Genomic DNA, 15,127 nt, shown 5'->3' on the forward strand with positions numbered 1-15,127 from the left:
CCCGGCCACGGGTAGGTTCGGGGTGTGAACGCTGAAGACCCCGGCCGCATCGTCCTGCTCACCGCCAGCCACCGGGTCGCCCCCGGTCTGCTGTCCTGGCCCGCCTGGCAGACGCTGCGGGCCGCCGACCGGGTGCTGTGCGCCGAGCGGGACCATCCGCAGCTGCCGTATCTGGAGGAGGCGGGGGTCGCCGTCGAGCACGTCGCGCCCACGGCCGAGGAACTGGTGGACGACTGCGCGGGCGGCCGGACCGTGGTGGTGCTGGTGGGCGGCGAGGGGAACCAGCCGCTCACCGACGGACTGGCCCGTCTCGGCGGTTCGGGCCGGGTGCAGATGCCGGACCTGGAGCTGCTGCCCGGTTCGTACGACCTGCCCGGCGCCCGGCTCCTGGATCTGGTCCAGGTGATGGACCGGATCCGGCTCGAATGCCCGTGGACCTCGCAGAAGACGCACAAGGGCCTCGCGAAGTACGCCATCGAGGAGGCGTACGAACTGGTCGAGGCCATCGAGGACGGTGACCGCGAGGAACTGCGCGAGGAACTCGGCGACGTCCTGCTGCAGGTCGTCTTCCACGCGCGCATCGCGCAGGAGGACGAGGAGGAGCCGTTCGGCATCGACGACGTCGCGGCCACGATCGTCGAGAAGCTGATCCACCGTCATCCCCATGTGTTCGGCGACGAGACCGCCGAGACGCCGGAGGACGTCCACGCCCACTGGCTCCGCACGAAGGCGATCGAGAAGCAGCGCGCGTCGGTCACCGACGGGGTGCCGCTCGGTCAGCCGGGCCTGGCGCTGGCGGCCAAGCTCGGCAGCAGGGCCCGCGCCGCGGGCCTCGGCACCGCGCTCCCCGAGGGCGAGGGGGTCGGCTACCGCCTGCTGGCTCTAGCGGTACGGGCGGAGCAGGACGGCACGGACCCGGAGGCCGCCCTGCGGGCCGCAGCCCGCGCCTACCGGGACGCGATCCGGGCGGCGGAGGGACTCGGGGCCGGCCCGGATAGCGTCGAGGGGTGAACGACAGCCCCGATACGCCCTCCGCGCCGGACGCGGCGGCCGATACGCCCTCCGCGCCGGACGCAGCTCCCGAACTCTTCACCTGGGAGTTCGCCACCGACCCGTACCCCGCCTACGCCTGGCTCCGCGAACACAGCCCCGTGCACCGCACGACGCTGCCCAGCGGGGTCGAGGCCTGGCTGGTGACCCGGTACGCCGACGCCCGGCAGGCACTCGCCGACACCCGGCTCTCCAAGAACCCGGCCCACCACGCGGGGTCCGCGAACGCCAAGGGCAAGACGGGCATCCCCGGGGAGCGCAAGGCGGAGCTGACGACGCACCTGCTGAACATCGACCCGCCGGACCACACCCGGCTGCGCCGGCTCGTGTCCAAGGCGTTCACCCCGCGCCGGGTCGCGGAGTTCGCGCCGCGCGTGCAGGAGCTGACGGACCGCCTCATCGACGGCTTCGCCGAGAAGGGGGAGGCGGACCTCATCCACGACTTCGCGTTCCCCCTGCCCATCTACGCGATCTGCGACCTGCTGGGCGTGCCGCGCGAGGACCAGGACGACTTCCGTGACTGGGCGGGCATGATGATCCGGCACGGCGGGGGGCCGCGCGGCGGGGTCGCCAGATCGGTCAAGAAGATGCGCGGCTATCTCGCCGAGCTCATCCACCGCAAGCGGGAGAGCCCGGGTGACGACCTGATCTCGGGGCTGATCCGGGCGAGCGACCACGGCGAGCACCTCAGCGAGAACGAGGCAGCCGCCATGGCGTTCATTTTGTTGTTCGCCGGTTTCGAGACGACGGTGAACCTCATCGGCAACGGCACCTACGCACTGCTGCGCGATCCGTCCCAGCGCGAGCGGCTGCAACGCTCCCTGGCGGCGGGGGAGACGGAACTGCTCGCCACGGGCATCGAGGAGCTGCTGCGCTACGACGGGCCGGTGGAGCTCGCGACATGGCGCTACGCCACCGAGCCCGTGACCCTGGGAGGACAGGACATCGCGGCCGGGGACCCCGTACTCGTGGTTCTGGCCGCCGCGGATCGGGATCCGGACAGATTCCAGAATGCGGACACCCTGGATCTCGCTCGGAGTGACAACCAGCACCTGGGCTACGGGCACGGAATCCACTACTGCCTGGGAGCTCCGCTGGCCCGCCTGGAGGGGCAGGTGGCTCTGGCGACACTGCTGCGACGCCTCCCCGACCTGCGGCTCGCTGCGGAACCTGCCGATTTGCGCTGGCGCGGCGGGCTCATCATGCGTGGACTACGCACCCTTCCCGTGGAGTTCGGTCCCGTACGGCCGGCGGGGGAAGGTGACACGCTGTCAACTCTGTGACTTTCACGTGATCTCCGCTGCATCGACTTGTGACACACGTTCGAGTAGGGCTAGGTTCACCGTTCGACTCACCCGTCACATGTCAGTCACACGGAAGGCAATCCCATGGGCTCCGCGACCGGCAGACACCGCCGCCCTCGCCAGGCACCCGCCATCGTCGTCGCCGCAGGCGTGACCGGATCGGCCATCGCCATCCCGCTGCTCGGCGCGGGCGGCGCACAAGCCGCCGACGCGTCGACCTGGGACCGGGTCGCCGAATGCGAGAGCGGCGGCATGTGGAGTGCCGACCTGGGCAACGGCTACTACGGAGGCCTGCAGTTCTCGCAGGACACCTGGAAGGCCTACGGAGGTACGGACTTCGCTTCTCGCGCCGACCTCGCGAGCCGCTCGCAGCAGATAGCCGTCGCCGAGAAGGTGCTGGACGACAAGGGGCCGCAGGCGTGGCCCAGCTGCGCCGTGATCTCCGGGCTGGCCCTGGACGGGACCCTGCCGGGCATCGACCCGGGCGGCGATCCTTCGGCCGAGGCCTCCGGCACCGCCACCGGGACGCCCTCCGCCGAGGCGACGGATCCGTCGTCCACGGCGGACGACGCGGACCGGCAGGACGACGCCGGCTCGAAGGGCGAGGCGAAGGGGAACACCTCCGGCGGTACGGCGGCCGAGAGCGACGAAGCGGACAGGACCGGCGCGTCGCAGTCCGCCACTCCGTCCCCCGAGGCTTCCGGCGCGGCGAAGGACGACACGGCGAAGGGCGACGCGGCGAAGGGTGACGCGGCGAAGGGCGGGAAGCACCGCGGCACGCCGGCTCCCGAGGGCAGCGCCGAGGGCAGCGCCGGGTCGGAGCTGGACGAGGGGCGCGAGTCCGGCCGGCACGCCTCACGCGGTGACTCCGGGGCCCGTGAGGGCGCCGAGGGGACGTACACCGTCCGCGAGGGCGACAACCTCTGGGCGATCGCCGACACGCAGGAGCTCGCCGGCGGCTGGACCGCTCTCTACGAGGCCAACAAGGACGAGCTGGGTTCCGACCCGGACCTGATCCTGCCCGGCCAGAGCCTGGAACTCGGACTCGGGGCGGACACGCAGGAGCCGGTGGCTCCGGAGACCGCTGCGGCCAACTGATCAAAAGCGGGAAAACACCCCGAAAGCGGGGGCAGTTAAGAGACCTATGTCCACTTATGCGTAAGTGAGACATGGGTCTCTTTGCGTCAACTGGTGCGCTCGGTCCGTCCGGTCCGTCCATTTTGGCCATGACCTGCGAAAACAAACCGCAGGGCGGAGCCGTTAAGTGCTGATTAGCCGTTATGTCCATCTTTGAATGTGGGGGTTGCGTGTGTCTACGGTCGGAGCCGCTCGCACCGCGGGCACCTTCGACCGTCACGCCGAATCCTGCCGTCGGCCGAAGGGGACCGACGCGTAAAGCGCCGTAGGCAGGAGCGGGGGACCCAGGTAAGTGCCGGTACCCGGCCGTCGGAAGACGGCTGGAGGACCGGCTGGGGGTGAAGCCGTCCGCGAGTGCGGGTGGCCGGGCAACTCACAGGCCCGAACCCGACAGCTCACCTCGTAGGCGTCGGTGAGGAGAACCATGCTGCTTTCCAGCAAGGGCAAGCACCGTCGCCCGTCCAAGGCCGTCCGCATCGCGACCCTGGCCGGTGTCACCGGTGCCGCCGTCGCCGTCCCGCTGATGGGCGCGACCGGTGCCTCCGCCGCCTCCGTCGACACCTGGGACGCCGTCGCCCAGTGCGAGTCCGGTGGCAACTGGTCCATCAACACCGGCAACGGCTACTACGGCGGTCTGCAGTTCTCGGCGTCCAGCTGGGCCGCCGCCGGCGGTACGCAGTACGCCGCCCGCGCCGACCTGGCCACCAAGGGCCAGCAGATAGCCACCGCCGAGAAGCTCCTCGAACTGCAGGGCCCGGGAGCCTGGGCCTGCGCCGGTGCCGGCGGCCTGACGAACGACGGTGTGGACCCGGGCGTCGACACCGGCTCCGGCAAGAACGGCGACACGGACCCGCAGGCCGCGCCGGAGCGCAAGGCCGAGCAGCCCACCACGCGCAGCGAGAAGCGCACGGCTCCCGAGAAGACCGTCACCACCCCGACCGGCCAGAAGGTCGAGAAGGGCGACGGCGAGTACAAGGTGAAGGCCGGCGACACCCTCGGCAAGATCGCCGACGCCAAGAAGGTCAAGGGCGGCTGGGAGAAGCTCTTCAAGCTGAACGACGACATCGTCGACGACGCGGACCTGATCTTCCCGGGGCAGCAGCTCCACCTGAAGTAGTCGCAACCGGTCCGGGGTCCCCCCTCCTGCCCCGGCGGCCCGGCCCGGCCCGGCGCGCATACCCCCCGCGCGCCGGGCCGCGGCCGTGTCAGGGGCTCCACGGCGGGCGTGATCCCGGTGCGCCCGCAGGGCCGCCCCGAGGGCGCGCGTTCAGTTCTTGTGGTTACTCGCCAGTAGAATTCTGGAGCTTTGCCCGTAATGCAGGCCCTTGGGTCCTTTTTCGTCCCAGGGGACGGGCGGACGGCCGACGCAGCGGGCCGAGCCGGTTAGGCTCGTGGCGCAAGGCCACAGTGACCCTGCACAACCAGTGTCAGATCCCAGAAGGAGATGCCTCGTGCCGTCCATCGACGTCGTCGTAGCCAGGGAAATCCTCGACTCCCGGGGCAACCCCACGGTCGAGGTCGAGGTTGGCCTCGACGACGGCAGCACGGGACGTGCTGCTGTCCCGTCCGGAGCCTCCACCGGCGCGTTCGAGGCCATCGAGCTTCGCGACGGTGACCCCAACCGCTACCAGGGCAAGGGCGTCGAGAAGGCCGTCCTCGCCGTGATCGAGCAGATCGGCCCGGAGCTCGTCGGCTACGACGCCACCGAGCAGCGCCTCATCGACCAGGCGATGTTCGACCTGGACGCCACCGAGAACAAGGGCTCCCTCGGCGCCAACGCCATCCTCGGTGTCTCGCTGGCCGTGGCGCACGCCGCGTCCGAGGCCTCCGACCTCCCGCTGTTCCGCTACCTCGGCGGCCCGAACGCGCACCTGCTGCCCGTTCCGATGATGAACATCCTGAACGGCGGCTCGCACGCCGACTCCAACGTGGACATCCAGGAGTTCATGATCGCGCCGATCGGCGCCGAGTCGTTCTCCGAGGCCCTTCGCTGGGGCGCGGAGATCTACCACACGCTGAAGAAGGTCCTGAAGACCAAGGGCCTGTCCACCGGTCTCGGTGACGAGGGCGGCTTCGCCCCCAACCTCGAGTCCAACCGCGCCGCCCTCGACCTCATCCTCGAGGCCGTCAAGGAGGCCGGTTACGTCCCGGGCCGCGACATCGCGCTCGCGCTCGACGTCGCCGCGTCCGAGTTCTACAAGGACGGCGTCTACGAGTTCGAGGGCAAGTCCCGCTCGGCCGCCGAGATGACCGAGTACTACGAGGAGCTCGTCTCCGCGTACCCGCTGGTCTCCATCGAGGACCCGCTGTACGAGGACGACTGGGCGGGCTGGAAGGTCATCACCGACAAGCTCGGCTCCAAGGTGCAGATCGTCGGTGACGACCTGTTCGTCACCAACCCCGAGCGTCTCGCCCGCGGTATCGAGGAGGGCTCGGCCAACGCCCTGCTGGTCAAGGTCAACCAGATCGGCTCGCTGACCGAGACCCTCGACGCCGTCGAGCTGGCCCAGCGCAACGGCTTCAAGTGCATGATGTCCCACCGCTCCGGTGAGACCGAGGACGTCACCATCGCCGACCTCGCCGTCGCCGTGAACTGTGGCCAGATCAAGACCGGTGCCCCGGCCCGCTCGGACCGCGTCGCCAAGTACAACCAGCTGCTGCGCATCGAGGAGATCCTCGACGACGCCGCGGTGTACGCCGGTCGTTCGGCGTTCCCGCGGTTCCGCTTCGAGGGCTGACAGCCCGAGTCCGGAGCACCAGCCTCCGTCCGTCCCCGCATCCGGTCCCGTACCGTGTGCGGGGACGGACGTGCGTAACGGGGAGGCGTGAGACATGGCCGGGAAGGACCGCGACCGGTTCTCCACCGCGACCAGGCTGCGGCTGCTCGGGGAGCAGACGGCGGCCCGCGTCTACCGGTCCCAGAGCCGCCGCCAGGCACGGCGCTCCCGGCTCACCGGCCGGGCCGCGTTCCTCGCGCTGATCGTCTGCTCGCTCGTGGTCGCCCTGGCGTACCCCATGAGGCAGTACATCTCCCAGCGCGACCAGATCGCGGAACAGGAGAGGCTCTCGCAGGAGGCCCACCGGCGGACCGAGGAGCTGCGCGACGAGAAGGCGCGGCTCAAGGACGACGCGTACGTCCGCCGTCTCGCGCGCCAGCACCTGCACTACGTGCTGCCCGGGGAGACCGGCTATACGGTGGTCGACCCGGACGCGGCCGACGTGCGTCGCGGCGAGCCGGGGGCGACGGGGCGGCCCTGGCACTCGAACCTCTGGGACGGCGTCGACAGCGCCGACCGGGAATGACCCCGCACCGGTGCGGGACCCGGGGCACGGGCCGTGCCCCGTCCCCGCACCGATTCATACAGTCCGACCGATGACATTCAAGGCAGGCATGGACACGCCCCCTCCGCAGACCGAATCCACCGCACCCACCGCTGCGGACATCGCCGCGTTCGAGCTCCAGCTCGGCCGGCCGCCGCGTGGGCTGCGCGCCATCGCGCACCGCTGCCCGTGCGGCAACCCGGACGTGGTCGAGACGCAGCCCCGTCTGGAGGACGGCACGCCGTTCCCGACGACGTACTACCTGACCTGTCCGCGTGCCGCGTCGGCGATCGGCACGCTGGAGGCCAACGGGGTCATGAAGGAGATGACCGAGCGCCTGGCGACGGACCCAGAGCTGGCGGCCGCCTACCGCGCCGCGCACGAGGACTACCTCGCGCGCCGGGACGCCATCGAGGTGCTGGAGGGCTTCCCCAGCGCGGGCGGGATGCCGGACCGTGTGAAGTGCCTGCACGTCCTGGTCGGCCACTCGCTGGTGGCGGGCCCCGGGGTCAACCCGCTGGGCGACGAGGCCATCGCGATGCTGCCGGAGTGGTGGGCGAAGGGCCCGTGCGTCACGCCGTGCGGCTCCGACGCCGGACCCGACGCGTCCTGACCTCCCGCACCGCCCGTACGACCACAGGAGCCCCATGACCCGCGTTGCCGCCATCGACTGCGGTACCAACTCCATCCGCCTGCTCGTGGCGGACGTGGACCCCGCCACCGGGGACTTCACCGAGCTCGACCGCCGGATGCGGATCGTCCGGCTCGGCCAGGGTGTCGACCGCACCGGCCGGCTGGCCCCCGAGGCGCTGGAGCGCACCTTCGACGCGTGCCGTGACTACGCGGCCGCGATCAAGGAGCTCGGTGCCGAGCGGATCCGGTTCGTCGCCACGTCCGCCTCCCGGGACGCGGAGAACAGCGACACGTTCGTCCGCGGTGTCCTGGAGATCCTGGGCGTCGAGCCCGAGGTCGTCACGGGCGACAGGGAGGCACAGCTCTCCTTCGACGGCGCCACGAAGGAACTGGTGGGCGCCGACCACCTGGAGAAGCCGTACCTCGTCGTGGACATCGGCGGCGGTTCCACGGAGTTCGTGGTGGGCGACGACCGTGTCCGCGCCGCCCGGTCCGTCGACATCGGCTGCGTGCGGATGACCGAGCGTCATCTCGTCGTGGACGGGGCCGTGGTGGACCCGCCGACGCCCGACCGGATCGCCGCGATCCGCGCGGACGTCGGGGCCGCCCTGGACCTCGCCGAGCAGACCGTGCCGATCTCCTCGGCGGCGACGCTCGTCGGCCTGGCGGGGACGGTCACCACCGTGGCCGCGATGGCGCTCGGGCTGGAGGAGTACGACTCCGAGGCGATCCACCACTCCCGGGTCTCCGTCGAGCGCGTCCGGGAGATCACGGAGCGGCTGCTCGCCTCGACGCACGAGGAACGCGCCGCGATCCCCGCGATGCACCCGGGGAGGGTCGATGTGATCGCCGCGGGGGCCGTCGTCCTGCTCGCCGTGATGGAGCGGGCCGGGGCCCACGAGGTCGTCGTCAGTGAACACGACATCCTCGACGGCATAGCTCACAGCTGCGCAGCCGAGGCGCGCTGAGGCGGTGCCGGTGCCGGGTGGGGCGTCACAGGTTGCGGTCGACGTCCCGCCGGTCGCCCACCTTGACGACGAGGATGACGAGTTCACCATCGTCGATCTGGTAGGCGATTCGGTAGCTTCCGACCCGGAGCCGGTAGAGGCCCGACGGGCCGGTGAACCTCTTGACGTCGGCGTCCTGGCGGTACGGGTCGTCACCGAGTGAGGTCAGCGCGGTCAGGATGCGCATGGCGTCGGGGCGGCTGATGGCCCGCAGTTGCCGCTGCGCCGCCGTGGTGAAGCGGAAGGCGTACTTCACGCCGCCTCGCCGTCCTGCTCGGTGAACAGGTCCGCCAGCAGTTCCGCCATGGTCACGGTGCTGCCTCCCTCGGCCAGCACCGCTTCGGCCTCGCGCGCCAGCATCACATCGGCCGCTTCCTCCAACGCTTCGAAGTCCGAGATCGGCACTACGGCCGCCACCGGGGCGCCATTGCGTGTGATGACGGTCGGGACGCCCTCCTCGGCCCGGTTGATGTGGTCGGCGAGGTGTGCGCGGGCTTCCCGTACGGTCACGGAGTTCTCAGTCATGCGGCCAGTGTACGCGTGTACGTGTACACGTGGGGCCTGTCGGGAGTCGCGTTCGCGCACGATCCTCGACGGGACCGCCTGGTCGGGCCGCCTGGTCGCCGGAGCGCCGCGGGGGCGGTGAGCTGATGCTCAAACGCATTCCAGCCTGCACTTCTGAGCTTGCGGGAGGCCTCCCCGGACCCGTCCGGGAAGGCCTCCCGCAAGGTGCCGCGACGAAGTTCGTGAACTTCTTCACAAGGAATTCGGCCCCACTGGGCGAAGTTCTTTCTCCGGGGGCCCGTCCGGGCGGTCCTCGGTTCCGCGCGGGGGTGGTGCGGGGATGTTTCGGGGGTGTGGCACGCGGGCGTCCCGGGCAGGTGGTTCATGCCCGTCAGCGGCTCCAGTGCCAGCTCACAAGTGGTTAACAACGTTCGCCGGAACCTCGTGGTTCCCTACCCGCATCATGACCTGGGTCACGTGGGCGGGGCAGTGTAGCAGAGGGTGGCGCATACCTTGTGAAGGGGCTCACGAGCATGCCCCCCGAGTGGGGTGGATACTCGATGGCATGAGCACCACGGAGCGTCCCAGGATCCTCGTTGTAGGCGGTGGGTACGTAGGCCTGTACGCAGCTCGTCGCATTCTGAAGAAGATGCGGTATGGAGAGGCGACCGTCACGGTCGTCGACCCGCGCTCGTACATGACGTACCAGCCCTTCCTCCCCGAAGCTGCTGCCGGCAGCATCTCGCCTCGGCATGTCGTCGTCCCGCTGCGACGCGTGCTGCCCAAGGCCGAGGTCCTCACCGGCCGAGTCACGACCATCGATCAGGACCGCAAGGTCGCCACGGTCGCGCCGCTCGTCGGCGAGGCCTACGAGCTGCCCTTCGACTACCTGGTCATCGCGATGGGCGCGGTCTCCCGTACCTTCCCGATCCCCGGCCTCGCCGAGCAGGGCATCGGCATGAAGGGCATCGAGGAGTCCATCGGTCTGCGCAACCACGTCCTCGAGCAGCTGGACAAGGCCGACTCGACGACCGACGAGGACGTCCGCCGCAAGGCGCTGACGTTCGTCTTCGTGGGCGGCGGCTTCGCCGGCGCGGAGACCATCGGCGAGGTCGAGGACATGGCGCGCGACGCGGCGAAGTACTACACGAGCGTGAAGCGCGAGGACATGCGCTTCATCCTGGTCGACGCCGCCGACAAGATCCTTCCCGAGGTCGGCCCGAAGCTGGGCGCGTACGGCAAGGAGCACCTGGAGAGCCGTGGTGTCGAGGTCTACCTCTCGACCTCCATGGACTCCTGCGTCGACGGTCACGTCGTCCTGAAGAACGGCCTCGAGGTCGACTCCAGCACGATCGTGTGGACGGCCGGCGTGAAGCCGAACCCGGCGCTGGCGCGCTTCGGGCTGCCGCTCGGTCCGCGTGGTCACGTGGACACCTCCGAGAAGCTCCAGGTCCAGGGCACCGACTACATCTGGGCCGCGGGCGACAACGCCCAGGTGCCCGACATGGTCGGCCGCCGCGCCGGCAACCCGAACGCCTGGTGCCCGCCGAACGCCCAGCACGCGCTGCGTCAGGCCAAGGTCCTCGGTGACAACGTCATCTCCGGTATGCGGGGCTTCCCGCAGAAGGAGTACAGCCACGCCAACAAGGGTGCGGTCGCCGGTCTCGGCCTGCACAAGGGCGTCGCGATGATCGTCATGGGCAAGGTGAAGATCAAGGTCAAGGGCCGTCTCGCCTGGTACATGCACCGTGGCTACCACGGCATGGCCATGCCGACCTGGAACCGCAAGATCCGGATCTTCGCGGACTGGACGCTGGCGATGTTCCTGAAGCGCGAGGTCGTCTCGCTCGGCGCCATGGAGACTCCGCGCGAGGAGTTCTACGAGGCCGCCAAGCCGAGCCCCGCGCCCGTCGCGGCCAAGGCCGACGGCGACAAGAGCAAGTCCGGCGAGAAGGCCAAGGCCTCCTAGCGCCCGTACGTCACCGAAGGGGTCGTCCGCCATCCGTGGTGCGGACGGCCCCTTCGGCGTTCCCGGCCCCTTCGGCGTTCCCGGGCGCTCCTGGGAGCCCGGGAACGCCGCCAACTAGATGGCCAGTGCAGGCATTTTGCCGTTCCGTTGCCCTGGAGCGGGATGGCGCGGGTGCCGGACGGTGTTGTTGGAGGTGTACCTCGCCCCGGCCCCGAGGTGTCGCGGCCGGGTTCGGGTGCGTATATGCGAATTTGGGCACATTCGGAAACACCACCACGGAGGTGTGCGCCATGGCCGACGCCGCGTCGCGGCTGACCGCTCTTGCCGAAGAGTTGCTGGGAGAACCCCTGCCGGTCCGGATCCGGGCCTGGGACGGCAGCGAATCCGGTCCGCCGGGTGCCCCCGTCCTCGTCCTGCGCCACCGCCGTGCCCTGCGCCGACTGCTGTGGAAGCCGGGCGAACTGGGCCTGGCCCGCGCCTGGGTGGCCGGCGAGATCGACGTCGACGGTGACCTGTACGCGGTCCTGGACGCCATGGCGTCCCTGCTCTGGGAACGCGGTGCCGACGCCAAGGACAGCGTCCACCCCGTCCGCGATCCGAAGGTGCGGGCGTTCGGCCGCGGCCTCGTCGAACTGGCCGGACCCTGGCCGCCGCCGCCCCCGCCCGCCGAGGAGGTCCGCCGCCGGACCGGCCCTCTGCACACCCGGCGCCGCGACAAGGAAGCCATCAGCCACCACTACGACGTGGGCAACGACTTCTACGCCATGGTCCTCGGCCCGTCCATGGTCTACTCCTGCGCCTACTGGCGGGACGGCGCGACGCTCGAGGAAGCCCAGCGCGACAAGCTCGACCTCGTCTGCCGCAAGCTCGCCCTCAAGGAGGGCGACCGCCTCCTCGACGTCGGCTGCGGCTGGGGCTCCATGGCGATCCACGCCGCCCGTGAGTACGGGGCCCGGGTCACCGGGGTGACCCTCTCCACCGAACAGGCCGCCTTCGCCCGCAAGCGCATCGCCGAGGAGGGCCTCACCGACCGCATCGAGATCCGCGTCCAGGACTACCGGGACGTCAGGGACGGCCCGTACGACGCCATCTCCTCGATCGGCATGGCCGAGCACGTGGGGTCGGTCCGCTTCCGCGAGTACGCCGACGACCTCTACGCACTCCTCAGACCGGGGGGCCGACTGCTCAACCACCAGATCGCCCGCCGCCCGGAGAAGGACGAGACGGCCTACCGCGTCGACGACTTCATCGACGCCTACGTCTTCCCCGACGGTGAACTGGCCCCGGTGGGCCGCACCGTCGCCACCCTGGAGGAGGCCGGTTTCGAGGCCCGGGACGTCGAGGCGATCCGCGAGCACTACGCACTGACCCTGCGTCAGTGGGTGGCCAATCTGGAGAAGCACTGGAAGGAAGCCGTACGGGCCACCTCGCCCGGCCGGGCCAGGGTGTGGCGGCTCTACATGGCCGCCTCCGCGCTCTCCTTCGAGCACAACAAGATCGGCGTCAACCAGATCCTCGCGGTGCGTCCGCGGGAGGGCGGAGCGGCCGGTGTGCCGCTGCGGGCCCGTGACTGGACGGCGTCGGCGAACGGCTGATCAGGGAAAGCGGAAGGGCCGGTACCCGCGGTGCGGGTACCGGCCCTGCCCCCTGTGCGACTACTCCGTCTTGATCGCGGTCAGCATGTTCAGCTTCGCGCCGGAACGGGCCGGCCACAGCGAGGCCAGCACACCCACGAGTCCTGCCAGCACCAGGAAGAGCGCGAGCCGGTCCCAGGGGATGACCAGGGCGTAGCCGGGGATGGAGGCGGACAGGCTCTTGCCGATCGCCCAGCCGATGAACGTACCGAGGGCGACTCCGACCACCGCTCCGAAGAGCGAGATGACGACGGCCTCCAGGCGGATCATGCGCTTGACCCTGCGCCGGTCCAGGCCGATCGCCCGCAGCATGCCGATCTCCTGCTGGCGTTCGAAGACCGACATGGCCAGCGTGTTGACCACACCGAGGACGGCGATCACCAGGGCCATCGCCAGCAGGCCGTACATGATGTTCAGCGCGGTGTTGATGAACCCGCCGAACATGTCCCGGATGCCCTGGCGGTCCATGACGCTCATCGCGGGGTTGTCGCCGAGCGCCTTGACCACGGCTGCCTCGTTGGCGTCGCTCTGGCCGCCCTCCATGGTCAGCCACACCTCGCGGATGTCGGCGGCGCTCTCGTGCGGGGTGGCGACGGTCTCGGAGATCAGGACCGGGGAGAGGAACTCGTTGCCCTCGTAGAGCGCCCCGACCTTCAGGGTCTCCTTCTTCTCGTCCTGGAACGTCACGGGGACGCTGTCGCCGGTCTTCCAGCCGTGGGACTTCGCGGTCTTGCGGTCGACGGCGATCTCGCCGTCCTTCAGCGAGGACAGCGACCCGGAGACCGTCTTCAGGTCGAAGACCTTCTCGACGTCGCCCGGGGTGACGCCGGAGGCCGAGACGCCCTCCTCGCCCTTACCGCCGACGGTGAGCCAGACGGACCGCTGGGGAGAGGCCGCCGCGACGCCGTCGGCCTTGCGCAGGGCGGTGAGAGCCGTCTCGTCGAGCGAGTCCCCGCTGGCCATCGAGACCATGTAGTCGGCCCGGATGTTGTCCGTGGTCATCTTGTCGATGGCCTGGCCGAGCGTGACACCGAGCACGGAGATACCGGTGACCAGGGTGAGCCCGATCGCCAGGGCGGAGGCGGTGGCTCCGGTACGCCGCGGATTGCGGACCGCGTTCTGCGCCGCCAGCTTGCCGGATACCCCGAAGAGCTTCCGCAGCAGCGGACGCGCCAGGGCGATCACCGGACGGGAGAGCAGCGGGATGAGGACGATGACACCGATGAGGGTGAGGAAGGCGCCGCCGCCGAGGAGCCACCGGCCGTTCTCGTCGCCCTGGGCGGCACCGGCCACGATCAGGGCGGAACCGAGGAGGGTGAGCACGGCGCCGAAGGAGTTGCGTACGACCAGCGACTTGGTGGTGGCCACCGCGTGCACGCTGCTCATCGCCGCCACCGGCGGGATCTTGGCGGCCCTGCGGGCGGGCAGCCAGGCGGCGAACACGGTGATCAGCACGCCGACGGCGAACGCGGAGAGGACCGCGGTGGGGGACACGACCAGCGGGCCGGCCGGGATCTTCCCGCCGAACATGCCCATCGCGGAGCGCAGTCCCACCGCGAGGCCCACGCCGAGGACGAAGCCGATCACCGAGGCGACCAGGCCGACCACACCGGCTTCGAGCAGGATGGCCCGCTTGACCTGCCTGCGGGAGGCGCCGACGGCGCGCATCAGGGCGAGTTCCTTGGTGCGCTGGGCGATCAGCATGGTGAAGGTGTTGGCGATCAGGAACACGCCGACGAAGAGCGCGATGGCCGCGAAGGCGAGCAGCATCGCGTTGAGGCTCTTGAGACCGGACTCGGTCATCTTCGCCTCCTCGTCCGCGAGGTCCGCGCCCGTCTTGGCCTCGGCGGTCTTGGGGATGAGGGGCTTCACGGCGTCGAGGAGCTTCTGGTCGGACGTACCCGCCGCGGCCGACACGGTGACGTCGCTGAACTCGCCGGGCCGCAGGTACAGCCGCTGGGCGACCTCGGTGTCGAAGAGGACCAGGCTGCCGCCCGCGTTGACCGCGCCGTCCTCGGTGGTGAAGATCCCGGAGAGGGAGTACTCCTTCACCGGTCCGTTCGTCGCGACCCGCACCGGCTCGCCCACGCGGTACTCGCCCTTGGCGGCGGTCTCCTTGTCGAGGGCGACCTGGCCGGCCTTCACCGGTCCCGTGCCGTCGGTGAACGCGTACTGGGGGTCCTTGCCGCCGGCCCCGGGGGAGAAGTTGGATCCGGTGTTGGACCAGCCGTCGCCGATGAGCTTGCCGCCGGTGTCGGCTACGCCGGCGAACCCGTTGACGCGTCCGGTGGCCCCGGCCACCCCGTCGAGGCCCTTGATCTTCTCGAGGGTGGCCTCGTCGATGCCGTCGGCCTGGTCGTCGCCGCGCTGGGCCCAGGTCTTGACGGCGACGGCGACGTCGTCGTAGCTCTTGGCGGACTGGTTGCGGAAGGCGTTGCCGAGGGTGTCGGTGAAGACGAGGGTGCCGGAGACGAACGCTACGCCGAGCATGACGGCGAGCACGGTCATCAGCAGCCTGGCCTTGTGCGCGAGCACATTGCGCAGGGCGGTACGGAACATGTCTGTGTG

13 protein-coding genes and 1 riboswitch are annotated in these 15,127 nt (G+C 70.3%); of the genes, 10 read left to right on the forward strand and 3 right to left on the reverse strand.

The genetic code is table 11. From position 1 onward, the window contains the following. Positions 1 to 24: 24 nt before the first annotated feature. The 8 genes from LWJ43_RS19280 to LWJ43_RS19315 all read left to right on the forward strand — a co-directional run bounded on the left by LWJ43_RS19280 (position 25) and on the right by LWJ43_RS19315 (position 8,413). Complete coding sequence (locus tag LWJ43_RS19280; RefSeq protein WP_277333477.1) at positions 25 to 1,011, forward strand: nucleoside triphosphate pyrophosphohydrolase; 987 nt, start codon at positions 25 to 27, stop codon at positions 1,009 to 1,011. Continuing rightward, a complete protein-coding gene (locus tag LWJ43_RS19285; RefSeq protein ID WP_277333478.1) occupies positions 1,008 to 2,333 on the forward strand; it encodes a cytochrome P450 family protein in 1,326 nt (441 codons plus the stop codon). Before LWJ43_RS19280 ends, LWJ43_RS19285 begins: the two co-directional genes overlap by 4 nt. A 105-nt stretch (positions 2,334 to 2,438) precedes the next feature. Continuing rightward, the gene (locus tag LWJ43_RS19290) at positions 2,439 to 3,452 is read left to right on the forward strand and encodes a transglycosylase family protein (RefSeq protein ID WP_277333479.1); all 1,014 of its coding nucleotides are present in this window, start codon (positions 2,439 to 2,441) and stop codon (positions 3,450 to 3,452) included. Between the two features lie 290 nt (positions 3,453 to 3,742). Beyond that, positions 3,743 to 3,915: riboswitch (cyclic di-AMP (ydaO/yuaA leader) on the forward strand. After that, positions 3,916 to 4,608 carry a LysM peptidoglycan-binding domain-containing protein gene (locus tag LWJ43_RS19295; protein WP_277333480.1) on the forward strand — a complete coding sequence of 231 codons (693 nt, stop codon included), beginning with the start codon at positions 3,916 to 3,918 and terminating at the stop codon, positions 4,606 to 4,608. A gap of 334 nt (positions 4,609 to 4,942) precedes the next feature. Beyond that, a complete protein-coding gene (gene eno / locus LWJ43_RS19300) occupies positions 4,943 to 6,229 on the forward strand; it encodes a phosphopyruvate hydratase (protein ID WP_014155837.1) in 1,287 nt (428 codons plus the stop codon). A gap of 94 nt (positions 6,230 to 6,323) precedes the next feature. Further along, positions 6,324 to 6,794, forward strand: coding sequence for an FtsB family cell division protein (locus tag LWJ43_RS19305; RefSeq protein ID WP_277333481.1), 471 nt, complete (start codon positions 6,324 to 6,326; stop codon positions 6,792 to 6,794). An 88-nt stretch (positions 6,795 to 6,882) separates the two neighbouring features. Continuing rightward, positions 6,883 to 7,425 carry a DUF501 domain-containing protein gene (locus tag LWJ43_RS19310; RefSeq protein WP_277335936.1) on the forward strand — a complete coding sequence of 181 codons (543 nt, stop codon included), beginning with the start codon at positions 6,883 to 6,885 and terminating at the stop codon, positions 7,423 to 7,425. A 34-nt stretch (positions 7,426 to 7,459) separates the two neighbouring features. Beyond that, positions 7,460 to 8,413: a Ppx/GppA phosphatase family protein gene (locus tag LWJ43_RS19315; protein WP_277333482.1), complete on the forward strand. Its 954-nt coding sequence runs from the start codon at positions 7,460 to 7,462 to the stop codon at positions 8,411 to 8,413. A 25-nt stretch (positions 8,414 to 8,438) separates the two neighbouring features. Here the strand turns inward: LWJ43_RS19315 and LWJ43_RS19320 are convergent, their stop codons facing one another. Together LWJ43_RS19320 and LWJ43_RS19325 are read right to left on the reverse strand one after the other, a co-directional pair. Next, complete coding sequence (locus LWJ43_RS19320) at positions 8,439 to 8,708, reverse strand: type II toxin-antitoxin system RelE family toxin (RefSeq protein ID WP_277333483.1); 270 nt, start codon at positions 8,706 to 8,708, stop codon at positions 8,439 to 8,441. Beyond that, positions 8,705 to 8,977, reverse strand: coding sequence for a type II toxin-antitoxin system Phd/YefM family antitoxin (locus LWJ43_RS19325; RefSeq protein WP_277333484.1), 273 nt, complete (start codon positions 8,975 to 8,977; stop codon positions 8,705 to 8,707). Before LWJ43_RS19325 ends, LWJ43_RS19320 begins: the two co-directional genes overlap by 4 nt. A gap of 544 nt (positions 8,978 to 9,521) precedes the next feature. Here LWJ43_RS19325 and LWJ43_RS19330 point away from each other — a divergent pair. Beyond that, positions 9,522 to 10,925: an NAD(P)/FAD-dependent oxidoreductase gene (locus LWJ43_RS19330; RefSeq protein WP_277333485.1), complete on the forward strand. Its 1,404-nt coding sequence runs from the start codon at positions 9,522 to 9,524 to the stop codon at positions 10,923 to 10,925. Positions 10,926 to 11,215: 290 nt separating this feature from the next. Next, entirely contained in the window at positions 11,216 to 12,520 is a 1,305-nt protein-coding gene (locus LWJ43_RS19335; RefSeq protein WP_277333486.1) for an SAM-dependent methyltransferase, read from the forward strand. A 60-nt stretch (positions 12,521 to 12,580) separates the two neighbouring features. On the opposite strand, the gene LWJ43_RS19340 is transcribed toward LWJ43_RS19335, so the two are convergent. Further along, positions 12,581 to 15,118 (reverse strand): ABC transporter permease, encoded by a 2,538-nt coding sequence (locus LWJ43_RS19340; protein ID WP_277333487.1) that lies wholly within the window; start codon positions 15,116 to 15,118, stop codon positions 12,581 to 12,583. Positions 15,119 to 15,127 lie beyond the last annotated feature (9 nt).

This window comes from Streptomyces sp. JH34 (assembly GCF_029428875.1).
Taxonomy (GTDB): Bacteria; Actinomycetota; Actinomycetes; order Streptomycetales; family Streptomycetaceae; genus Streptomyces.